Source organism: Embleya sp. NPDC001921 (genome assembly GCF_053594475.1).
The window spans coordinates 1-23,048 of the sequence record NZ_JBSFEO010000016.1; the positions used below are offsets into that span (position 1 = coordinate 1).

10 protein-coding genes are annotated in these 23,048 nt (G+C 71.2%); 3 read left to right on the plus strand and 7 right to left on the minus strand.

Annotated elements, in window-relative coordinates:
* Positions 1–97: 97 nt before the first annotated feature.
* Together ACWCPW_RS19820 and ACWCPW_RS19825 are read right to left on the minus strand one after the other, a co-directional pair.
* The gene (locus tag ACWCPW_RS19820) at positions 98–643 is read right to left on the minus strand and encodes a YbaK/EbsC family protein (RefSeq protein ID WP_449762875.1); all 546 of its coding nucleotides are present in this window, start codon (positions 641–643) and stop codon (positions 98–100) included.
* Between the two features lie 216 nt (positions 644–859).
* Entirely contained in the window at positions 860–1,528 is a 669-nt protein-coding gene (locus tag ACWCPW_RS19825; RefSeq protein ID WP_449762876.1) for a hemerythrin domain-containing protein, read from the minus strand.
* Positions 1,529–1,694: 166 nt separating this feature from the next.
* Between ACWCPW_RS19825 and ACWCPW_RS19830 the strand changes: the two genes are divergently transcribed.
* A complete protein-coding gene (locus ACWCPW_RS19830; protein WP_449762877.1) occupies positions 1,695–5,303 on the plus strand; it encodes a BTAD domain-containing putative transcriptional regulator in 3,609 nt (1,202 codons plus the stop codon).
* 147 nt (positions 5,304–5,450) lie between these two features.
* Here the strand turns inward: ACWCPW_RS19830 and ACWCPW_RS19835 are convergent, their stop codons facing one another.
* The gene (locus ACWCPW_RS19835) at positions 5,451–10,253 is read right to left on the minus strand and encodes an FG-GAP-like repeat-containing protein (protein ID WP_449762878.1); all 4,803 of its coding nucleotides are present in this window, start codon (positions 10,251–10,253) and stop codon (positions 5,451–5,453) included.
* Between the two features lie 688 nt (positions 10,254–10,941).
* Between ACWCPW_RS19835 and ACWCPW_RS19840 the strand changes: the two genes are divergently transcribed.
* Both ACWCPW_RS19840 and ACWCPW_RS19845 read left to right on the plus strand, forming a co-directional pair.
* On the plus strand, positions 10,942–17,388 hold the full coding sequence (locus ACWCPW_RS19840; RefSeq protein ID WP_449762879.1) for an RHS repeat-associated core domain-containing protein: 6,447 nt from the start codon (positions 10,942–10,944) through the stop codon (positions 17,386–17,388).
* A gap of 129 nt (positions 17,389–17,517) precedes the next feature.
* Positions 17,518–18,171: a hypothetical protein gene (locus ACWCPW_RS19845; RefSeq protein WP_449762880.1), complete on the plus strand. Its 654-nt coding sequence runs from the start codon at positions 17,518–17,520 to the stop codon at positions 18,169–18,171.
* Positions 18,172–18,246: 75 nt separating this feature from the next.
* Here the strand turns inward: ACWCPW_RS19845 and ACWCPW_RS19850 are convergent, their stop codons facing one another.
* From ACWCPW_RS19850 to ACWCPW_RS19865, 4 genes are all read right to left on the minus strand, one after another.
* Positions 18,247–19,992, minus strand: a complete 1,746-nt coding sequence (locus tag ACWCPW_RS19850; protein WP_449762881.1) for a GMC oxidoreductase — start codon at positions 19,990–19,992, stop codon at positions 18,247–18,249.
* Between the two features lie 139 nt (positions 19,993–20,131).
* Positions 20,132–20,362, minus strand: coding sequence for a DUF5302 domain-containing protein (locus ACWCPW_RS19855; protein WP_449762882.1), 231 nt, complete (start codon positions 20,360–20,362; stop codon positions 20,132–20,134).
* A 157-nt stretch (positions 20,363–20,519) separates the two neighbouring features.
* The gene (locus ACWCPW_RS19860; protein ID WP_449762883.1) at positions 20,520–21,146 is read right to left on the minus strand and encodes a TetR/AcrR family transcriptional regulator; all 627 of its coding nucleotides are present in this window, start codon (positions 21,144–21,146) and stop codon (positions 20,520–20,522) included.
* A gap of 136 nt (positions 21,147–21,282) precedes the next feature.
* Positions 21,283–22,884 carry an MFS transporter gene (locus ACWCPW_RS19865; RefSeq protein WP_449762884.1) on the minus strand — a complete coding sequence of 534 codons (1,602 nt, stop codon included), beginning with the start codon at positions 22,882–22,884 and terminating at the stop codon, positions 21,283–21,285.
* Positions 22,885–23,048 lie beyond the last annotated feature (164 nt).

Here is a 23,048-nt window from a genome sequence, read left to right on the forward strand (position 1 = left end):
GATCCGAGAACCGCTCTCCCGTCGACGACTTCACCTGCCCAGGCCTTGGCACAACCCACCCAACGACCGAACCCCACCAAAGTCACTGGTATTGGCCCTAGCCGAGGGGCACGCCGAGGTCGGGAAGGACCTGCGCGCCCGGCAGTTCGGCCAGCAGGCGGCCCGGCACCCACAGCTTGGAGCCGCGGATCCCGGAGCCGACCACGACGCGCGGGTGTGCGGCGACGGCGGCGTCGATCAGGATCGGCCAGTCCGCGGGCAGGCCGATCGGGGTGATTCCGCCGTACTCCATGCCGGTCGCGGCCAGTACCTCCTCCACGGGCGCGAACGACGCCTTGCGCGCGTCCAGGTGTCGGCGGACCAGGCCGTTCACGTCGGCTCGCGTGGTGGCGGTGATCAGGCACGCGGCGTAGGTGACCGTGCCGCCGCGCTTGGCCGCGATCACCACGCAGTTCGCGCTGTCGGCCGGGGCCACGTCGTAACGGGCGCAGAACGCGGCGGTATCGGCCAGTTCGGGGTCGATCGCGGCGACCTCGACCAGCCCGGCGGACTCGGCCGGCCAATCGGCCAGGGCGCCGGCCACCGGGTCGGCGAGCAACTCGGGGTGGTTCGGGGCGGGATGAAGGGCGAGAGCGGTGGTCATGGGCCCATCCAACCCAATCGGCCACGATCGCGCGCCCGAGGCCGGTACCGACACCCGTCGGCTGCCGGCGTCCGGTTGCCGGTTGTCGCACGTCGGCCGTCGGGCGACGGGCGACGGATGCCGGATGCCGCACGCGGGCCGCGCGGGCGGCCCGGGCTGGAAGGCCAGGCAGGGCGGTACGGGCACGCCGTGCGGGCGTAGGCGACGCACACCGGTTCAGCCGCGGACCCGACGGACGGTGCGCGCGTACATGCGGCGGCCGACCAGGTGCCAGATCAGCCGGGCCGGCAGCGGGAGCCCGCCGAGCATGGTCGCCCGCTCGGCGGGTTCGGCGTCCTCCAGCACCACGCCGAGCAGGAGCAGGATCTGCGGCTTGGGCGTGGTCTCCACGAAGTGCTCGCCCATCGCGTGCCACTCAGCCGCGGTGAGCAGCCGCTGGGCGAGGGGGAGCAGTTCGGTCTCCTCCTCGTCGAGGTGCTCGATCAGCGCCGCGCGGTGCTCGGCGAGCGCCGCGACCAGGGCGTCCCGCTCGGTGACGCCGGGGCTCGCCGCCCACGCCCGGACCAGTTCCTCGGCGGCGGCCAGCGAGCCGGCCACCCGCTCGTGCTGGGCCTCCATCCGCAGGACCAGGTCGGCCTCCAGGTCGACCCGGGCCAGCAGCGGCGGCCACAGCAGTTCGTCCTCGCCGGTGTGGTGGCCGTGCAGGCCCAGCCGGTAGAGGTCGAAGTGGTCGGCGAGCACCTCGGCCCGGGCGGTGTCGCCCGGCTCGACGGCGGCGATCAACTCGACCAGCAGGCGCGATTCGCGGCGCAGCCCGCGGTGGACGATCACCATGTCCCGGGTGTCGAAGCCGGCGGACGCGGGGGTGACGGGCGAGGCGGTCATGGTGGTGGATCCCTTCGGTGGGCCCTCGGCGCGGTGCCGCCGGGCATGCTCATAGCCTGGTCCGGCCGTCTTGGAGGAATCCTGGAAGGAACATGGAGCCGTCCGGCGGGGTTGTTCGGCGACCGGCTCGCCGCCGAACGTGCCGAGGGACCGGGATGGGGGAGAAATGGTGTACCTGCGCGTGCTCGGGCCGTTCGAGGCCGACGTGGACGATGTGACCGTCCCCCTGGGCGGTCCGCGCCAGCGTGCCGTACTCGCGCTCCTGGTGGCCGCGCGCGGGCGGGTGGTGTCGATCGACCGGATGATCGAGGACCTGTGGCGCGGCGAGCCGCCCGCGCAGGCCGTCACCTCCCTCCAGGCGTACGTGTCCAACCTGCGTCGCCTGCTCGAACCGGGTCGGGCCCGGCGGGCACCGGCCACGGTCCTGGTCAGCGCGGCGCCCGGATACGCGCTGCGGCTCCCGGACGACGCGGTGGACGCGTGGCGCTTCGAACGCCTGCTCCGGGCCGCGCGCGAGCGGCTCGACGCCGCACCGGTCGAGGCCCGAACGCTGGTCGAGACGGCGTTGGCGCTGTGGCGCGGCCCCGCGTTCGCCGCCGCCTCGGATGAGCCGTGGGCCCTGGCCGAGGCCGCGCGGCTGAGCGAACTGCACCTGAGCGCACGGGAGCTGCACATCGCCGCCGGGCTGAGATCGGGCGCGGCGGCAGCCGCGGCGGCGGACGCCGAGCGACTCGCCCGGGACGCCCCGTTGCGCGAGGAGGCCTGGCGGCTGCACGCCCTCGCGCTGTGGGCGGGCAACCGCCAGGCGGACGCGCTGGCCACCCTGCGCCGGGCCCGCGCGGTGCTGGCGGCCGACGTCGGCCTGGACCCGGGCCCCGCGCTCGCCGAGGTCGAGGCGGCGATCCTGGGCCGACGGATGCACGTCCTGCGCGCGGCGACGGGGCCGGCGGACACGGCGGTCGAGGGTCCCGGCCCGGAGGCCGACCGGGCACCGGGCCGCCCCGGGGCCGGGCCCGCCGCGACCGGTGCGGCACATCCCGAGGGCGGTCGGAGCGGGACCCACGTCGACAACCCTGCTCGGGGCGCCCGCGCCGACCGCACCGTCACCGGCGCCCGCGCCGACCGCACCGTCACCGGCGCCCGCGGCGCCGAAGACGCCTCCGGCGACCATCCGGCCGGCCCGACCGCGGGCCCGCCGTCCGAGGCGATCGCCGCCGCCGGCGACTCGCGACCCGCCGGCGACCCGAGGCCCGGCGTCAGCGGTGAGCTCTTCGTCGGCCGGGACGACGAACTCGCCGCACTGCTGGGCGAGGCCGAAAGCGTCGCGTCGGCCGGCCTGCGCGTCGCGCTGGTCACCGGCGAGGCCGGGCTCGGGAAGTCCGCGCTGCTGGGTCGGCTCGGTGCCGGACTCGAACAGGCCGGACTGCTCGTGGCCACCGGGCGCTGTCCCGAGGTGGACGGCGCGCCGCCCGCGTGGGCGTGGGTGGAGGCGCTGCGCGCGATCGCCGCGATCGTGCCGCCGCCGCCCGAGGCCGCCGCCGCGCTCGCACCGCTGCTCGGCGACGACGAGGGCGTCGGCTCCGGGCAGGACACCTCGGCGGGCCGGTTCCGGCTGCACCGCGCGGTCTGGTCCTGGCTCGCCGCCGCCGCCCGACGGCAACCGTTGGCGATCCTGCTGGACGACCTGCACCGGGCCGACGCCGAGACCCTGGCCCTGCTCGCCGCCGGCGCCGACGGCGACGCCGCGGGCGCGCCGCTGTTCGTGGTGGCCGCGTACCGCCCGGACGAGGCGGACGGGCGCCTCACCGAGACGCTGGCCGGCCTGGCCCGCCGCTCACCCGTACGCCTGGCGCTGGCCGGCCTGCCGGAGGCCGCCGTGGCCCGGGTCGTGGACGCCGTGTCGCAGGCCCCCGTCGACGCCGCGACGATCACCGCGCTGGCCGAACGCACCGGCGGCAACCCGTTCTACGTCCGGGAGAGCGCCCGCCTGCTGGACAGCGAGGGCGCCCTGGTCGCGCTCTCCGACGTGCCCGAGGGCGTGCGCGACGTGCTGCGCCGCCGGCTGGCCCGGCTGCCCGAACCCGCCGTCGCCGTCCTGCGCCTGGCCGCGGTCGTGGGCCGCGAGGCCGATGTGGACGTGCTGGTGGACGCGGCCGAAGTCGACGAGGGCGGCGTCTTGGACGCGCTGGACGCCGGCCTGATCGCCGGCCTGCTCACCGAACCGGCCGCCGGCCGGGTCCGGTTCGTGCACGCGCTCGTGCGGGACACGATGGCCGCGGACCTGAGCGGGCTGCGCCGGACCCGGATGCACACCCGGATCGCGGCCGCGCTGGAACGCCTGGGTACTCGCGACGTCTCGGCGCTGGCCCACCACTACGGCAACGCGGCCACGGCGGCCACCGCCGCGCGGGCCGTCGAGACGGGTATCGCGGCGGCCGAGTTGGCCGAGCGCCGCTTCGCCCACGACACCGCGGTCGCCCTGCTCACCCGCGCGCTGGAGTGCCTGGACCGGATTCCGGCCGACACCCCGGGCGACGGGGACGCGCGGCGCGCCGACCTGTTCGGCCGGCTGCTGCGCGCGCAGGTGCGCGCGGGCGACGTGGCGGCGGCCCGGCAGACCCGGCAACGCGCCTTCGACGCCGCCGAGTCGGCGCGTCGCGACGACCTGACGATCGCCGCGTTCACCGCCTGGACGGTGCCCACGCCGTGGCAGAGCCGGCCGTACGGGGTCCTGGACCTCGGCGTGGTGGCGGCGCTGCGCCGGCTGATCGCGCGGACCGACCTCACCCCGGAGACCCGGTGCCGGCTGCTGAACGGCTACGCCGGGGAACTGGTCGGCGAGCGGGTCGATCCGGACCCGCGCGCACTGGCCGAGGAGGCCGTCGCGCTGGCCGCCGACCTGGGCGATCCCGACCTGCGCGCGCTCACGCTGGCCACCCTCACCGGCAACCTGTCCAGTCGCGCGGACGCGCCGGCACGAGCCGCGTCGACCGGCGAACTGCTCCGCCTCGCCGACGCGTTCGACCTGCCGGTGCACCGCTGGTACGCCCGATTCAGCCTGGCCACCGCCGCGGCCGACCTGAACGACGCGAAGACCACCCGCCGGTTGGTGGACGAGAGCGTGGCGATCGCCGACGCGTACCGCATGCCGGAGGCGATCGGCGTCGGCGCGTGCGCGCTCGCCGCCCTCGCGCACATCGACGGCCGCCTCGAGGAGGCCGAGGAAGGATACCTCCGGGCCACCGAGCCGATGATCGCGCAGGGTTCGCTGCACGCGCTCGGGTTGCGTTGGCTGGCCCTGGCCACGATTCGGCTCAGCCAGGGCCGACTTGCCGAACTGGCCCCGCAGGCACCGGAGATCCTGGCCGGCTTCGGTCCGTTCGTGGCCGACCTGTGCGCCCTCACGGCGGCCGCCGACGGGCGGATCGAACAGGCCCGGGCGATGCGCGCGTCCGTCGAGCCGATCCGCGCGGACTTCTTCCACACCCTGATGTCCACCTTCCGGGCGGCGGCGGTGGTGACGCTGGCCGAACACGACGAGGCCGCCGCGCTCTACCCGACCCTGTCGCCCCTGCACGACGCCGCGCCGGCCTGCGCGGGAGTGTCCCTGGCGATCCGGCCGCCCGCCCACACGTTGGGCGAACTCGCCCGTTTCCTGGGCCGCGAGCAGGAGGCGACCGAGCACTTCGACCGGGCCGCCGACATCGCCGAGACCTGGAACGCGCACCACTGGGCCGCCGAATCCCGAGCGGCGCGGGACCTGTATCGAGGCTAGGTCCTGTCCGGCGGACCCACCGAGATCCGCCGGGACACGGGCCGGCTCGGCCGGCCGACGTCGACAGGGCCGTGCCCCCGGCCGCGCGAGGCGGGCCGGGGGCACGGCGATGGGCCGGCGGTCGAGGGCGACCGCCGGCCGTCGCGGTTACCACTTCCCCCAGGGCACGGACCAGCCGACGGATCCGCTGTCGAACCCGGCGGTCGGTTGGCCGAGGAAGGTGAAGGCCGTCCAACGGGTCGTGCGGTAGTTGTACATGGTGTACATGTCGGCGCGCCCGTCCCCGTTGACGTCCCCCATCAACGCGACCGAGTTGTTGGTGTTCCAGTTGTTCGGTCCCGTGTCGGTGCTCATCACCGGGGCGCCGAACAGGCCGTTCGACGCGGTGGTGAAGGTGTAGAGACTCATTCTGTCACCGGGGTGTCCGTACATCATGGCCATCTCGGCGCGCCCGTCGCCGTTGACGTCGCCCGCGGTGAGCTGCACGGCCGACCGATTCCAGCCGGCGCCGGCAGCCCCCCACCCCGCGACGGGGGCGGCGAACGTGCCGTTCGGGTTGGCGAGCGCGGTCATCGCGGACACGTCGCCGTTGTCGTACATGTAGACGGCGCCGATGTCGGTGCGCCCGTCGCCGTTGAAGTCGCCCGCCGTGTAACGCGCGCTCTCGTACCACCACCAGCCGGGGTTGACGAACTCGAAGCCCTTGACCGGGGCGTCGAATCCGCCGTCGACCCGCGACGGGAAGGTGAGGTAGGCGATGCGTCCGTCCGCGTAGCCGTACACGGCGAGCAGTTCGTCGCGATGGTCGCCGTTCGCGTCGCCGGCCAGCAGCGTGGTGCGATCCCAGTCGAAGCCGGACGCCTGTTCCCAGCTCATCGGCCCGTCGACGAACCCGCCGTCCGAACGCCCGAGCTTGGTGTGCAGCGCGACTCGCCCGTCGCCGTACCGGTACAGCGCGCCGATGTCGTCGCGGCCGTCTCCATTGAAGTCGCCCGTCGCGTATTTCGCGGAGTCGACGCACCACCAGCCCGTGGGGTTCGTCCACGACTCGAAGGGGGCCTCGAAGCCGCCGGACGCGTTGCCCACGTTGGTCCACAGGCCCGCGGCGCAGTTGACGTAGTCGACGATCGTGGCGATGTCGGCCTTGCCGTCGCCGTTGAAGTCGCCTCCGAGCGAGTTGTGCGTCGTCGGGGTCTCACCGCCATAGGTGTAGGCCGTGCTGAAACCGTTGGCCTTGTTCCAGCGGATGTAGCCGCCCTGAAGATCGCTTCGCCGACCGTTGGAGACGTCGTACTCGTCCGACGTCGGGAACCCGAGGTAACTGTTCTCCCAGTTCCGCGCCTCCCATTCGCCTCGGATACCGCCGTGAATCTCGTGGGCGCCGGTCTCCGGGCTCCAGTAGATCGAGGCCGTGTCGATGCTCCCGCCCGGCCACCGGAAGTGCACGTACTTGCCGGGTTTGACCGGGGTGGCGGTGGTGCTTGTGGACGGCACCGCCCATCCGGGACCGCCGAGCGCGAGGTACCTGTCGAGGATCGGTCCGCACAGCTTCTGCGTACCGCCGGCCGCGCCCGGGAAGGTCGCGCAGTAGTCCCACGCGTCACCGTCGAGGTTGCTGCGGGGGCCGTGCACGGTGCGGCCCCCCGGGTACAGGTAGCGGTTTCCGTCGGTGGCGCCGACCCACAGGTCGGGGACGCCGTCGGCGTTGACGTCCGGGATCGCGGTGATCCAGGCGACGGCGGACGCCTGCCAGCCGCCGGCGCCGTACGCCGTGTCGTCGCCGGAGTCGCCAAGGCGCGCGAGATCGGTACCGGTGCCGGCGGCGGGCGCCTTGCCGGGCCGAAGCATCAACTTGCCGTCGCCCGCCCTCTGACGCAGCAGCAGGTCGAACGTGCCGTCGCCGGTGATGTCACCCGCGCCGTGGATGGTGTAGGCGCCCATGCCGCCGGCCTTGACCTTGCGCGCGGTCAGCAGTGACGCGCCGGTGTAGCCGTCGAAAGCCCACAGGTCGTCGGCGGTCGTGGCGAGCATGTCGGGCAGCCCGTCCCCGGTGGCGTCGCCGATCGCGAGAATCTGGGTCAGGTCCTGCGGGGCCGGAGCTCCCTCGGGCAACAGGAGTTCCATGCGTCCCTCGGTGTCGACGCCGCCTCGGCCGTTGCCGGGGTAGATCCACAGTTTGCCGTCCGGCATGCGCGCGACCAGGTCCTGGAACCCGTCACCGCCCCACCAGTCGCCGTGGTAGGTGGTCAACGCGTCCTTGAAGTGGCCCGCGGGCACTTGGGATCGGCCGGGGTTGCCGCTGCCGTCGTCGTTCTTGACCGCGTCGATGGACTGGTTGAGCCGGCCGCCGGAGAACGACGGGTGGATCCGCAGATTGCCGTTCGGGTCCACCGCGGCCAGGTCGGGGATGCGGTCCCCGGTGAAGTCCATCGGCCCGTCGACCTCGTCGCGCGGCTCGACGAAGAACGTGTAGACGGTCTGGCTCGACCAGTTGCCGCCGGTGTCGAGCGCCTTGACATACAGCTGCACCGGACCGGCGTGTGCCGGTGTGTGGTTGATCGTCACGCTGCCTCCCGGAGACGGCGCGGCGACGCGAGTGTCCAGCAGGTTGGTGTCGAAGCTGTAGGCGTACGCGGTGGTGTCGTTCGACCCGTTGGCGGCGAACGTGAAGTCCCCGGGAGTGCCGTAGTCGGCGCCCTCGGGCCACGCGTTGTCGCTGCCGGCCCGGTACTGCGGCGAGGTGACCGAGGGCGGGTTCGGGGCGGCCTTGTCCACCCTGAAGTGGCATGTCACGACGGCGCCCGGGTCCGAGTCGGCGCCGGTCCAGTCGTTGGCCTGCATCCGGAACGAGTACGTCGCGCCGTCCTGGAGCCGGTCCATCGGGATGCGGTGGTGGATCCAGCCCTGTCCGTCGACGTCGAGGTAGCCGAACAGCACGCGCTCGCCGCCCGCGCTGGAGTCGACGGTGACCCAGATGCGGCGCAGGTCGCCGTCGGGGTCGGTGGCGCGCGCGTTGATCGTCACATCCGTCATGCCGACGACCGGGTACGGCTCGGTGGTCCGGCAGGCGCCGCCCGGCGAGATCGAGATGTCGGTCGGCGGGTTCGGCGGGCGCCAGTAGATGACTTCCAGGCTCGGGTTGACGTCGAACTTCTTCCAACCGTAGGTGTCGGTCTCGCTGTCCGCCTGGAGTTTGAAGGTGATGTCGCCCCAGCCGTTGTTCTTCGCCTGGTCGACCGCGTTCCGCGCGTTGAAGCCGACCCAGTCGCCCGGGCAGGACGCGTTGTAGCCCTTGGCGACGTTGACGCTCTGCTGTTGGTTGTACTGTGCGGGTTGGTTGTTCCAGGTGGTCGAGGAACTGATCTGCCCGGTCAGGTACAGGCTCACCGGCCGTGCCGAGCAGGACCACGAGTGCACTTCCAGCGCCCGGAACGTCGCCGCGGAGATGTTCGCCCCGCGCAGGCTCGGGTCGAACGACATGCGGAAGTACGAACGCGCGGTGCCGCCGGTGGTGTTCTCGTGACCGACGCGTGCGTTCGTGGTGCCGCCGTTGTAGTTCGCGCCCATCCAGAACGACGAGCCGGGGTGCGGTTTGTAGGCCAGGGTCCAGGCCGCCGAGTGGCCCCAGAACGAGGGGTCCACGAACACGGGGAAGACGGTGTCCGGGTTGTCGAGCAGCTTCCGGTCGGGCGTCAGGCGCAGGCGATCGCCCTCCAGGCTCGACCCGACCACCGCCTCGTGGGTGCCGGGTTCGGGGCCGTTCAGAGCCGGCAGACCCGGGAGTTCGGGGGCGTCCGGAGGAGCGGGCGCGGGTCCGGCGGCGAAGGATGCCTGACGCTGACCCCACAGGGTGTCCGGTGTGTGGCCGGCGGAGTCCCACATGAACGGCGTCGGGGACGCGGCCACTTCACCGCCCGCGGCGTCCACGACACGCGTGACGCCGGACTCGTCGTGCTTGAATGCCAAGTCGACGGCGGAAAGTTGCAGCGCCAACTCGGCGAACTTCGGGTGCGTGGCGGCGTCCCTGGTCCTGAGTACGAGGACCTGCGAGAAACCGCCGTCCCGAGCGGTCAGGACGAGGTCGACGCCCGGCAGCACGTTCGGATAGACCGCCCGGTTCCCGGATGTCTGTGCGGCGGGCAGCGGTCCGTTCGGCCAGGAGACGGTGAAGGTACGCCCCTCACCGGTGGTCATCCGCACCAACGCGCCGTCCGGCAGGGGGGTCCGGTCCCAGGCGGGATCGACGGGAATGGGGCCCAGCGGTCCGACCGGCCACGCGGTCACCACCGGGGGAACGGTCGCCGGTCCACCCGGGGTGGGCCCGGCCTCCCGGGGCGTCGCAGGTGTGTTCCCCTCGACCGGGGGCACACCGGGCGAAGTCCCGTGCGGCGGGCCGCCGGTGGACTGGATGTCGTGCGGCCGCTTGCCGTCGGCGGGCGCGCCCGCGGCCGGTGCGCCTTCGGCCGCGGGTGCCGCGGCGGGGCGGCGGGGCGCCTGTCGCGGTTCGGGCCGGGTCGTGGCAGGCGAACCTCCGGCCGCGAACACGAGTTTGGTCGTGGTGGACGTGGTCGCGTACCCGGCGCCGGTTCGCCGCAGTGTGGGGTCGACGTTCGCCCAGCCGTCGCCGTTCTTCACTCGGATGGGAAGCACGCGCTCGGTGCGGCTGAACGACCCGTCCGGGTTGGCCACCGTCGTCCCGGTCGCCGTCAGTGTGGTTTCCACGGTGACGGGCTTCCCGGATTCGCGGGCGCGGCGCTGGGCGGCGTTCTCATCGACGCGCACCGGTGCGGCCGCCGGCTCCGCCGCCCTGCGGGGATTGCCGCCGCCTTCGTCCAACAGAACCAGGGATCCGGCCCCCAGGGCCGCGACCACCAGTGCGGCGACCGCAGCACCGACCCGCTTTCGCGGCCGACCGGCCGCCCATCGCAAACGCCCAGCCAATTGCGACACGCGCCGCCCCCTTATTCCCGCGATCTTGGAAACGACTCCGTCGCCGCGACCGAACAAACCCACCCAGGGCCGCGCGCGTAACCAAAAAGGCGCGCACGGCTAAAGGATCCGCGTCCCCACTTCCCGAGGCGCGGACATGCGGGTCACAGCATGGACCAAGCGGAGACCGCTGTCATGTCTCCAAAGCAGCACATTTCCTAAAGGCAGTCTTCGGCAGGCTCGGGAGCGTCGAAATTCGGACGTTCTATCGTCGCTTCGCTGCTCCGACGGCTCGAAGCCCCGGGAAAGAAAGGATCTTGACCGGTGAAATACTTTGTCCGAATCATATGCTTTCGATGCCCTTGGGGATGCGCAATTCATCCGCGAAGAGCAATGATTGAGGCAAATAAATAGTTGGCACTTTTAATTCCCACATGTTCGGTTTTAAGCAGGGAGAGATTTCGCCACACAAATATTCGGAAGCCGGTGACGGCCGTCACATCAATTGCCTCCGCTTTGCCGGCCTATTGCTTCGGCGTCGATTTATCCGCGATGATCGGCGGCGCTCGTGTGGCTGCGGGGCTGTTTGTGGTGCCCGCGTTTCTGGGGGGCTTTTCGCGTGGTCGGTCTGGGGTGGGCTCGCGGTCGACGCGAGCGGGGCGGTCTGGTGGGCGGTGGTGGCCCGGGTGGGAAGGGGCGCCCCGCACGGATGGTCGCGGCGTCGGTGGCCGCGCTGTTGACGGTGACGTTGGTGCCGGCGCAGGCGATGGCCGCCCGCGCGCCGTCCCGGTCCGGCGTGCAACTACCGGAGTTGCAGAAGGACAAGCCGGTTCCCGGTACGGAGAGCACGGCCGAGTTCAAGCTTCCGGTGGCGCCGGGAACGCAGGTCGAGTACGCGCCGACACGTACGACGCCCGTGGACGGCGGCAGCGGGCAGATCGTCATCGGCGCCGGCAACGGCGCCCGGCAGGCGAGCGGTTCCGCGCCCGGTGGTGGCTCCGCCGCGATGCAGCGGGCGGGAAACCTGCCGATCTGGCTCGGCCCGGCCGGCGGGTCCCCGGCATCCGGGTCGTCGGCCGCGAAGTCGGCCGCGGCGTCGACCGACGCGACCGCGGCGGACACGCCGTCCGGGACCTGGACGGTGACGGTGTCCACGCGCGCCGCCACGGAGGCGGCCGGCCTGGACGGCGTGCTGATGAAGCTGGAGCCGTCGGCCGGCGCGACCGCGGTCGATCTGAAGCTGAAGTACGACGCCTTCGAGCAGTTGTACGGCGCGGGCTGGGGTTCGCGGCTCAAGCTCGTGCAGTTCCCGGAGTGCTTCCTCACCACCCCCGACGCGCCCGGCTGTTCGGACGCGGTGGAGTTGGGCTCGGTCAACAACGGTGTCCTCAACGAGGTCACCGCGACGGTCGCGCCGCCCGCACCGGCCGCGCCGGGAGTCGCCGCGATGGCCGCGTCGTCCGGCGGTTCGGTGGTGTTGGCCGCCACCGGCGGGAAGTCCGGTGACGCGGGCGACTACCAGGCCACCTCGCTCCAGCCGTCGGGCAAGTGGACCGCGGGTGGATCGTCGGGCGGGTTCTCGTGGGACTACGGGATCGATGTGCCGCCGGTCGCGGCCGGCCCGAAGCCGGCAGTGTCGCTGGGGTATTCGTCCCAGTCGGTGGACGGACGCACCTCGACCACGAACAACCAGGCGTCGTGGGTCGGCGACGGTTGGGACTACCACCCCGGCTACATCGAACGGACGTACCGAGGCTGCTCGGACGACAAGACCAACGGCAACAACGCCAAGGACACCGGCGATCTGTGCTGGGGCAGCGAAAACGCCGTGATGTCCCTGAACGGTTCCACGCTGCCGCTGGTGAAGGACAAGACCACCAAGGCGTGGAAGCCCACGTCGGACAACGGCACGCGCGTGGAACAGAAGTTCGGCGCGGTCAACGGTGACGACAACGGCGAGTACTGGTTGGTCACCACGCCGGACGGGAGCAAGTACCACTTCGGCCTGAACCGCCTGCCGGGCTGGGCGAACGGCAAGGCGACGACCGACTCGGTGTTCACGGTGCCGGTCTTCGGCAACCAGTCGGACGAGCCGTGCCACCAGACGGCGTTCGAGAACTCCGCGTGCGACCAGGCGTGGCGATGGAACCTCGACTACGTCGAGGACACCCACTCCAACGCGATGGCGTTGTACTGGAAGCAGGAGAAGAACTGGTACGCCAAGAACAGCAAGACCGACCAGCCCAAGCCGTACGTGCGAGGCGGCTGGCTGGACCGGATCGAGTACGGGCTGCGCACGGACGCGGTGTACTCGCGCCCGGCTCCCGCGAAGGTCTCGTTCACCGTCGGCGAGCGCTGCCTGGTGTCGGAGACGTTCGACTGCGCGGACGCGAAGTTCACCAAGTTCTCCACGGACGCGCTGCACTGGCCCGACACTCCGGTCGACGCGATGTGCAAGGACACCGGCAAGTGCTACACCGGTGGCCCGACGTTCTGGTCCCGCAAGTGGCTGACCACGATCACCACCGAGGTGGCCAAGTCGGCCGGATCGAACCAGTACCGCCCGGTGGACGTCTTCGAGCTGAAGCACAATTTCCTCGACGCCCGCTACGACACCAACCCGCCGGCCTGGCTCGACTCGATCCGGCGCACCGGCCACGCGTCCGACGGCACGGTCGCCTCGCTTCCGCCGGTGACGTTCCACGCGAACGCCGTCGACATGCCCAACCGGCAGTCCAAGCAGGGGGAGGCCCGCCCGCCGTTCAACCGCCTGCGGGTCGAGAAGATCTTCACCGAGACCGGCGGCGGCCTCGTCGTCAAGTACTCCGCGCCGGACCCGGCGTGCACCCCGGGCGCGACCAAGCCGGAGCCGCAGGCGAACACCTCCCGCTGCTACCCGGTGTTCTGGTCCCCGGACAGCGCGGACGATCCGAAGATCGAGTGGTTCAACAAGTACGTCGTCGACAACATCTCCGAAGAGGACTACGTCGGAGGCGCCCCCGCCAAGGTCACCGGCTACCGCTACCTCGACGGCGCGGCCTGGGCCAAGGACGACGGCGAGTTCACCAAGGCCGCCGAACGCACCTGGAGCCTGTGGCGCGGCTACGGACGCGTCCAGGTCGTCACCGGCAAGACCTCCTCGGACGAGGGCACCGTCGCCGGGCTGAGCGAAACCCGCTTCTTCCGCGGCATGCACGGCGACCCGCTGCCGTCGGGCACCCGCGTGGCCCAGGTCAAGGACTCCACCGGCGCCGTCATCGCGGACGACCTGCCCCCGTACCAGGGCCAGACCGCGGAAACGATCAAGTACCAGGCCGACGGCCAGGCCGTCGCCTCGCGGACCGTGACCGTTCCGTGGTCGAGGAAGACCGGGACCCAGCCGCGCACCGACGCGCCCGCGCTGGACATGTACCAGGGCTCGATCGCCTCGACCACGAACTACGAGACCGTCAGCGGCGGTCGGGTCCGCTCCACCGGATCCAGAACGCTCGAGTTCGACCCCGTCCACGGGCTGCCGCTGCGCGTGGAGACGACCGGGGACACAACCGTCCAGGGCGACGAGACCTGCACGGTCACGACGTACCTGCACAACCTCTCGGCAAACCTGATCGGGACAGCGGACCGCATCCGGTCGTTCGCCTCCGTCTGCGCCGACATCGACACAGCCGGTCCCACCCGGGTGATGTCCGACGCGCGCACCGCCTACGACGGCGCGGACTACGGCGTCGCCCCGACGCGGGGGAGCCCCACCCGCACCGAGACGACATCGACCGACGGCACCGGACGGATCGAGGACTCGCGGACCGAGTACGACGCCCTCGGGCGCGTCACCAAGAGCTTCGACGCCAACGGTCAGCCGACCACGACCGCCTACACCCCGGAGGGCAACGACAGCCCGACCTCGGCGGTGGTGACCAACGCGCTCGGCCACGCGACCACGACGACGTTCGAGCCCGGGCGCGGACACGCGCTCGACAAGACCGATCCCAACACCCGGGTGACCGTTTCCGGCTACGACCCGCTCGGTCGCCTGGTCAAGGTCTGGATGCCCGAGCGCTCGTCGGGCAACCGGTCGCCGAGCATCGAGTACTCGTACTCCGTCACCGGCACCGAGGCATCGGTCGTCACCTCCCGCACGGTTCGCGACGACGGCTCCTACAGCGTCGGAAAGACCTTCTACGACGGCCTGCTGAGGCAACGTCAGACCCAGAACGAGGCCATCGGCGCGGGGCGCGTGGTCACCGACGTCATGTACAACCCGAGCGGCGACGTCCGTCGGGAGAACGCCAAGTACCTGGTGTCCGGTGAGCCGTCGGACAAGGTCTACGCACCGACGTCGTGGACGCAGATCCCGTCCTGGACCGAGAAGAAGTACGACGGTCTCGGCCGTGCCACGACGGCGGAGACCTGGAACGCCGGAGTCCGCGCGAACACCACGCGCTTCGAATTCGGCGGCGACTACACCATCGAGATCCCGCCCACCGGCGGGATCGCCTCGCGCCAGTGGACGGACGCCCTCGGCCGCATCGTCAAGCGGGACCTGTTCACCGACACCACGCGCACGCAGTTCAGCGAGACCAAGTACGAGTACGACCTGCGGGGCAACCCGTCCAGGATGACGGACGCCCTCGGCAACGAGTGGACGTACAAGTACGATTCGCGAACCCGGTTGATCGAGACGAACGACCCGGACAAGGGCCGCTCGACGTTCACGTACGACAACCTCGGCCAAAAGACGTCGTCGACGGACGCGCGCGGTGTCGTGCTCGTCCGGGCCTACGACGCCATCGGCCGGCAGACGACCATCCGCACCGGCACGCCGAACGGGCCGATCGTCAGCGAATGGGCCTACGACGGGCCCGGTGCCAAGGGGCTGCTGAGCAAGGCCACGCAATACACCAACGGTCAGCCGTACTCCGAGGAGATCGGCGGCTACGACCTGGCGTACCGGGTCACCGGACGCACCATCAAGATCCCCGCCACCGAGGGCAAACTGGCCGGCGACTACCGGTACGGCTACACCTACACGGACACCGGGGCGCCGAAGGAGGTCGTGCTTCCCGCCGCCGGCGGCCTCCCGCAGGAGAAGCTCGTCTTCCGCTACAACGCGGACGGCATGCCGGTCAGCACCTCCGGCCTCGCGTGGTACACCTCCGACACCACCTACGACGCGTTCGGCAACGTGCTGCGCAGCGCCGCGGGCAGTGCGCCGAACCGCCTGTGGACGACCAACACCTACGACGAGGCCACGGGCGCGCTGAAGCAGACCGCCAACCACATCGAGGCCCCCGGGCACTGGTTGGGCGACACCTCCTACGGCTACGACAAGGCCGGGAACGTCACCTATCTGAAGGACCGCCGTCCGGGCGGGACTTCGGGTTCCACGGTCGAAGACGTCCAGTGCTTCAACTACTCCCCGCTGCGCTTTTTGACCGAGACGTGGACGTCGACGAACCAGTGCGCCACCGGACCGACCCGCGGCCCCGGCGGCACGGTCGGCGGCCCGGACCCGTACTACCGCGAGTACTCGTACGACGCGATCGGGAACCGGGTCGGCGAAAAGCGGTTCGACGTCACGGGGGACACCGCCAAGGACGTCACCCGGAGCTATGCCTACGCCCAGCAGGGGCCCGGTAGGAACCACGCCCTGCTCTCGGTCACCACGACCGCCGCGCAGCCATCGCAGCAGCAGGACACCTACACCTACGACGCGCTCGGCAACACCGAAACCCGCCGGGTGAACGGTGCGACGCAGACGCTGGCCTGGGACCAACACGGCAAGCTGAGCAAGGTCGTCGACTCGGTCCAGGGCACCAGCGAATTCGCCTACGACGTCGATGGCAACCGGTTGATCCGCCGTACCCCGACCGGCTCCACGCTGTTCCTCGGCGATACCGAGGTCACCGCCAAGCCCGACGGATCGGTCGCCGGTCTGCGGTACTACTCGCAGCAGGGCGCCCATACGGTCGTCCGCTCGACCGGCCCGACCGGCGGCCTCACCGCCATGGTCACCGACCACCACCAGTCGTCGCTGATCGCGGTGGCACTCAAGCCCGGCATGCCGGTCGAGCGCCGGAAGATGACGGCGTTCGGCGAGACGCGCGGCGCGGCGCCCGCCAATTGGGTGGACAGAAAGGGCTTCGTCGGCGGCGAGGTCGACGACACGACCGGGTTGACGCTGCTGGGCGCGCGGATGTACGACCCCTCGCTGGGTCGGTTCATCTCGGTCGACCCGGTCATCGACACCGGCGACCCGCTCCAGCTCCACCCCTACATCTACGGTTACAACAACCCGCTCTACTACTCGGATCCGTCCGGGCTCTGGGGCATGCCCAAGTGGGCGAAGAAGACGGTCAAGGCGGTCCAGAAGGTCGCCCCGGTCGTCCACGTGGTTCTCGATGTGGCGGGCATGGTCCCGGTCATCGGCGAAGCGGCGGACCTGGCCAACGCGGGTCTCTACGCCGCCGAGGGCGACTGGGTCAACGCGGCGATCTCGGCCGCGGGCGCGATCCCCATCGCCGGCAACGCGGCGACGACGTACCGGGTCGCCGACAACGCGACGGACGCGGTGGCGGTGGCGGCGAAGAAGGCGCCGCCGCCGACGCCGAAGATGATGCCGAAGAAGTTCGTGCGCCCGAATCCGCGCAAGTTCGAGGACGCGGACCGCGAGGAGAAGCAGAAGAAGGATGCCGATGAGTACATCTGGCTCTTCCATGCCACGACGGAAAGAAGTCTCGACAACATTCTGAAGAACGGAATCGACCCGCAGTTCAAGACCCGCGAGCGTGATTTCGGTGACGGATTCTATGTGACGAACGATAAAACGCAGGCCGACAACTGGGCCCGCAAGCTGGCGAGGTCCGGAGACCGGGGTGTCGTGCTCATGTACCGGGTCAAAAAATCGGAGCTCGAGACCTATACTCACGTGACGTATCCGAAATCGGGCGGACCCGCTTGGGAGGACACCGTCAAAAAGGGCCGGAGCGGCCGGAGCACGGGCAACTACGACTACATCGAAGGTCCGATGCTCATGAACCCGGACGGTTACAAGGACTATGGCGAGCGTCCGGTCGTCAAGGGCCATCAGATTGCCGTGCTGACAGCAATCCTGGCCATGATCTTCAACAGGTGGTTCGCAGGCTTCTACTTCGTGTAGAGGTTGTTTTGCACCGGGAATGGCCCCCGAGCCCCGTAGGGCTCGGGGGCCACCTTGTTCCGGCTTGGCGTCAGGTATTGTCGGCTCAGCCCGAGGCGCGTGCCTCGCGATTTGAATCGGAGCGAAAACGTGCGTCAGTATTCCGCCGCCGTCGATTCCAACGACGACAGGCGCCTCGCCCGTATTTCCGAGCGCATCGTGGAGGTCTTCGGCGTCTCGGCGGAGGAGGCCTTCGTGCGGGTGGACAGGTTCTTCCGGCCGTACCGATGGGACTTGACGGATGACACGGATCAATACGCGCTTCAGGAGCGGAGCCGCGACGAGTGGGCTCGCGAGATCTACCTCGGCGATGACCACGAGCGCCTCGTCGCCGAGTTCGGACTGCGCGGCGCGCCCGCTCGGCCCGTCCCCGGTCCCGGGGATCCGGCTTTCGGCGGTCGGGAGATGAGCGAAGGCGCCCTGTGTCTCGCCCTGACCCACCCCTGGCAGGGCGACTGGGAGGAACTGACCGACCTCGTCGGGGACGTGCTGGGCGCCGATCGGGCGGAGGGCCATTCCTTCGAAACCGAGGTGATGCTGGTGCGCGTCCTGCCCGGCCCGACCCCGCCCTACGGGGAACCGGACGAGCGGATGACCGTGTCCTGTTACCCGCGAAGCGCCGCGACTTGGGGCGACGTCGCGATCGTGCTGCGCAAGATCGCCTACCGGCTCGAAGAAGCCGGCGTCACGCACGTGGAGATGTCGCTGGTCGACGTCGCCGGCCCGTCCGACCTGCTCAAGTGACCGGACGGGTCTGCGCGCGGAGGCCGAATCCCGCTCCGCGTCGGTCCGCCGCGTCGCCGGGGCTGCTCGTCGGCGTCAGTCGCGCGGCGGGACGGGCCCGGAGCGCACTTCCACGATCGGCAGTCGCAAGGCCGCCGGCGCGCTCGCCGGGACCACCGGGGCCATCGGCGGGGTGTAGGCGACCGGGCGATAGCCGGCGCCCAGGGCGGGGCGGGTGTCGGCGTCGCCGCGGTTGGGCCACATCGCGGTGGCTCGTTCCGCCTGCGCGGTGATGGTCAGGGACGGGTTCACGCCCAGGTTCGCGCTGACCGCCGAGCCGTCCAGGATGTGCAGGCCCGGGTGGCCGTACACGCGCTGGTACGGGTCGACCACCCCGGTCTCGGCCGAGTCGCCGATCACGCAGCCGCCCAGGATGTGCGCCGTCATCGGCACGTTGGCCAGATCGCCCCAGGTGCCGCCGGCCACGCCGCCCAGGCGCTCGGCGATCCGCCGGACCGCCTCGTGGCCGGCCGGGATCCAGTTCGGATTGGGTTCCCCGTGGCCCTGCCGGGTGGTGATCCTGGTGCGCCCGAACAGGCCGCGCTTGCGGTACACCGTCAGCGAGTTGTCCCGGGACTGCATCACCAGCGCGATGATCGCCCGCTCGGACCAGTTGCGCACGTTCAGCAGCCGCAGTTGGGCCGGGTTCCGCAGGGCGTTCCGCAGGAGTTGGCGCACCCGGGGGCGGTCCCCGTCGGTGAGCAGCGTCTGCAACAGCCCCATCGCGTTGGAGCCCTTGCCGTAGCGGACCGGTTCGATGTGGGTGTCCGCGTCCGGGTGCCACGAGGACGTGATGGCCACCCCGCGGGTCGCGTCGATCACGCCCGTGGTCGGTGCCACCGCGCCGACCAGCGCCTCGGAGTTGGTCCGGGTCAGCCGGCCGAGCGTGCCGGACAGGTGCGGCAGCGTACGCTCCGCCGCCATCCGGTGCAGCAGGCGCTGGGTGCCCAGGGTGCCGGCGGCGAACACCACCTGCTCGGCGGTCCAGGTACGCGGTGAACGAGGCGCCGTCGCGGGGCCGCTGTGCACGGTCTCCACCGCGTAGCCGCCGGTGGACCCGTCCGCGTGCCACCGCGCGCCCAGCGGCCGGACCCGGCGCACCGTACGCTCCGCGTGCACCTCGGCACCGGCCCGCTCGGCCAGGTAGAGGTAGTTCTTGAGCAGCGTGTTCTTCGCGCCGACCCGGCAGCCGGTCATGCAGGAGCCGCACTCGGTACAGGTGGTCCGGCGCGGGCCGACCCCGCCGAAGAACGGGTCGGCCACGTCCTCGCCGGGCCGCTGTCCCTCCTCGGGGAAGAGCACGCCGACCGGCGCGAGATGGAAGGTGTCGCCCACGCCCATGTCCTCGGCGACGGCCTTCATGTGCTCGTCGGCGGGGGTCGTGTGCGGGTTGACCACCACGCCGAGCATGCGCTTGGCCTGGGCGTAGAACGGCGCGAGTTCGGCGTGCCAGTCGGTGATGTGGCCCCACTGCGGGTCGTCGAAGAACGGCTGTGGCGGCTCGTACAGGGTGTTCGCGTAGTTCAGCGAACCGCCGCCCACGCCCGCTCCGGCCAGCACCACCACGTCCTTGAGCACGTGGATGCGCTGAATGCCGGTCAGGCCGAGCGCGGGGGCCCACAGGAAGTCGCGCAACTGCCATGACGTCTTGGGAAAGTCGGGGTCGGCGAAGCGTCGGCCGGCCTCCAGGACGCCGACCCGATAGCCCTTCTCGGTCAGCCGCAACGCGGCGACCGATCCGCCGAAACCCGAACCGATGACCAGGACGTCGTAGTCGAACACGGGGAACCCTTCGCCGGGCGGGCAGGAGGCATGCCATGAGATCTGGCGATCCTACTGCTCGGTAACCCGGCGAAGGCAGTCCCTCGGTGGTGCGTTTCGGGCCGAATCGGGATGCGGTTCGGGCCGTGGGCGGTCCGAGTCAGCCGCTCTTGCGGCGGAACGAGCGCTGCTGTGCGGCGGGCCCGTGTGCGCCGTGGATCTTCGACCCGTCGCCGCCGGGGCCCTCGCCGGTGCCGTCGGTCTTGGTGCCGCGCTTGCGGGCGAGTGCCTCGCGGAACTTGCGCTTGGTCTCGTCCTCGGGCGTCTCGGGCTCGGCGGCCTCGACGGCCGTCTCCTCGGGTGTTTCGTTCGCGGGTGTCTCGTCAGCCATGGTGCGTTCCTGCTCTCGAACTGGATTCGATCCGTGAGGACACCCTTCCATGTCCGGACCCGGGATGGCACGCCCGGATCGGGTGACGCCCGGGAGAGTGGACATACCGGTCGGCCACGGATCGATCGGGTTCGAAAAACGGCGCCTCGGGAGCGGATCAGGTCAGCCGCGCCGTGCGGATGACCAGGGTGTCGACGAAGTCGGTCAGCGGCGGCCAGTCGAAGACGGGCGCGGTCATCCGCAGCAGGATCGCGCCGTGCATCGCGGCCCAGACGGCCAACGCGTCCTCGAACGGGTCGGTCGCGGCCGAGCGACCGGCCGCCGCGGCGGCCGCGATCGCGTCGATCAGGGTCTGGAAGACGTCCATCCGACTGGGCATCGCGGGCACCGGTTCGGCCGGATCCGGGTTCGGCGGGCGCATCCGGTGGAACAGCGCGCGGTAGCGGCCGGGGCGATCCATGGCGAACCGGGCGTACGCCCGACAACCCGCGAGCAGCGCCCGGTCCGCTTCGCTCTCCTCGGCGGCGGCGGCCGCGATGGCCGCCTGCAAGTCGTCGAAGTAGCCGTTGAGCACGGTGTCGAGGATGTCGTCGAGGTCGTTGAAGTGCGCGTAGATCGACGGCGCGGTGATCGCGGCCTCGCGTGCGATCCGGCGCAGCGTCACATCACCGGAGTGTCCGTCGCGTTCGATGAGCGCGGTCGCCGCGGCGAGGATGTCGTCGCGCAGAAGCGCACCCTGGCCGCGGCGGTTGCGTCGGCGGTTCGGCCCCTGATCGTCGTCCATGGCGGTCAGCGTACGAGGCGTGGAAGCGGCGCTCGCGGGCATGGGTGCCTCCTCGGGTGTGTCGACGACGGTCGCCGCACGACGGGTGTACGGCGACCGGAACGAGCCGGTCGCCGTGCGGTTTGGTGACGATCCGTCAGGCGCTTTGCACCGCCTGGGTGTTGGCCGGTTCGGTGGGCTGCCCGGCGATGGCCGGGGTGCTGCCGGTACGCCTGGGCAGACCGATCGCGACCACGATCGCGCCGATCGCGGCGACCGCGGCGGCCACCAGGGCCCCGTTGTTCATCGCGGCGGTGAAGGCGTGGTCGGCGGCCGAGGTGAGCCGGCCGGCGGACTCGGGGGACAGGTGCCCGGCCACCCCGTGCGCGCTGTGCAGGTCGTTTTCGGCGACCGCCGCGGGACCGGTCAGGTGCTGGTCGGCCATCTCGCTCCGGTAGTGCGAGGACACCAGCGTGCCGACCACCGCGATGCCCAGCACGCCGCCGAGTTCGCGGACCACGCTGTTGAGCGCACCGGCCATCGCCGAGTAGCGCACCGGCACCGACGCGGTGATCTCCATGCTCGCGGGGGCCATCATCATCCCCATCCCCGCGCCGACCAGGGCCATTTCCCCGGCGAGCGCGGCGAACGGGGTGTCCGTCCCGGTGGTCAGGCCCAGCACCGTCAGGCCGACCGCGATCGCGGCGAGCCCGACGGTGAGCGTCGCCCGGATGCCCAGCCGGTCGGTGACCACCGGGGACAGCCCGGACATCGTGGCCATCGCGACGGCGAACGGCATCGCGCCGAGACCGGCCTTGAGCGGGCTGTAGCCGTGCACGAGCTGGAAGTACTGGGAGAGCACGAACAGCGTGCCGAAAAGCGCGAAGAAGGTCACCGCGAGCGTCGCGGCGGCGAGCACGAAGCCCCGGTTGGCGAACAGGCGGACCTGCACCATCGGTTCGTCGCGGCGCAGCTCCCAGGCCACGAACACCGCACCGAGCAGCACGAACGCGCCGAGCTCGGTGAGCGTGACCGGCGCGGTCCAGCCGCGCTCCGGCGCCTCGATGATCGCGTCGACCAGGACGCCCAGACCGATGACGGACAACACGGCGGCGGGCAGGTCGAGTCGGGCGGTGCCCGCGCGCGGGATGCTCGGCACGATCCGCGCGATGCCGACGATCGCGGCGAGGACGAGCGGGACGTTGATCCAGAACGCGCTGGACCAGGAGAAGTGGGTCAGCAGCGCGCCGCCGGTGACCGGGCCGATCAGCACGCCCACGCCGGCCGAGGCCGACCAGACGGCGAACGCCTTGGCGCGTTCGGCCGGCGGGAACATCCGGATGACGACGGCCAGCGTCGCGGGCATCACGAACGCCGCGCCCAGGCCCATCACCGCCCGCCACGCGATCAGCTCGGCCGCGGTCGAGGACAGCGCCGCGATCGCCGATCCGGCTCCGAAGAGCGCCAGTCCGCCGAGCAGGGCGCGTCGGGCGCCGAAGCGGGCGCCCAGGCTGCCCGCGAGCAGCAGCAGGGCGGCGAAGACCAGCGTGTAGGCGTCGGTGATCCATTGCAGATCCGCCGTCGACGCGTCCAGCCCCTTCGCCAGCGCGGGCAGCGCGGTGTTGAGCACCGAGTTGTCCAGCGTCACCGCGACCAGCGTCGAACACAGCACGAGCAGTGCGGCCCACCGACGGGGGTGACCCACGGGATCGGACCCGTCGTCCGGAGCGGCGGCGGATCGGGTTTCTGTGCTGCTCACGAGGACCCCCTATGGACTAACGACTGTTAGCTTACATATGTAAATCTAACTCGTGACCATACGCATGTAAAGTCAAGAGTCGGCAAAGTGTACGCGGACCGAATGGCACTCGCTCGAGCGAACGGCGCTCGGGTGGGTGGTGCGCCCGGACGGGTGACGTCCGG

Bases quoted from the DNA above. Each gene is read 5' to 3' on its own strand.
- ACWCPW_RS19830 (WP_449762877.1), top strand. From the start codon at position 1,695: ATGGTGTACCTGCGCGTGCTCGGGCCGTTCGAGGCCGACGTGGACGAT.
- ACWCPW_RS19820 (WP_449762875.1), bottom strand. From the start codon at position 643: ATGACCACCGCTCTCGCCCTTCATCCCGCCCCGAACCACCCCGAGTTG.
- ACWCPW_RS19855 (WP_449762882.1), bottom strand. From the start codon at position 20,362: ATGGCTGACGAGACACCCGCGAACGAAACACCCGAGGAGACGGCCGTC.
- ACWCPW_RS19860 (WP_449762883.1), bottom strand. From the start codon at position 21,146: ATGGACGACGATCAGGGGCCGAACCGCCGACGCAACCGCCGCGGCCAG.
- ACWCPW_RS19825 (WP_449762876.1), bottom strand. From the start codon at position 1,528: ATGACCGCCTCGCCCGTCACCCCCGCGTCCGCCGGCTTCGACACCCGG.
- ACWCPW_RS19840 (WP_449762879.1), top strand. From the start codon at position 10,942: ATGGTCGCGGCGTCGGTGGCCGCGCTGTTGACGGTGACGTTGGTGCCG.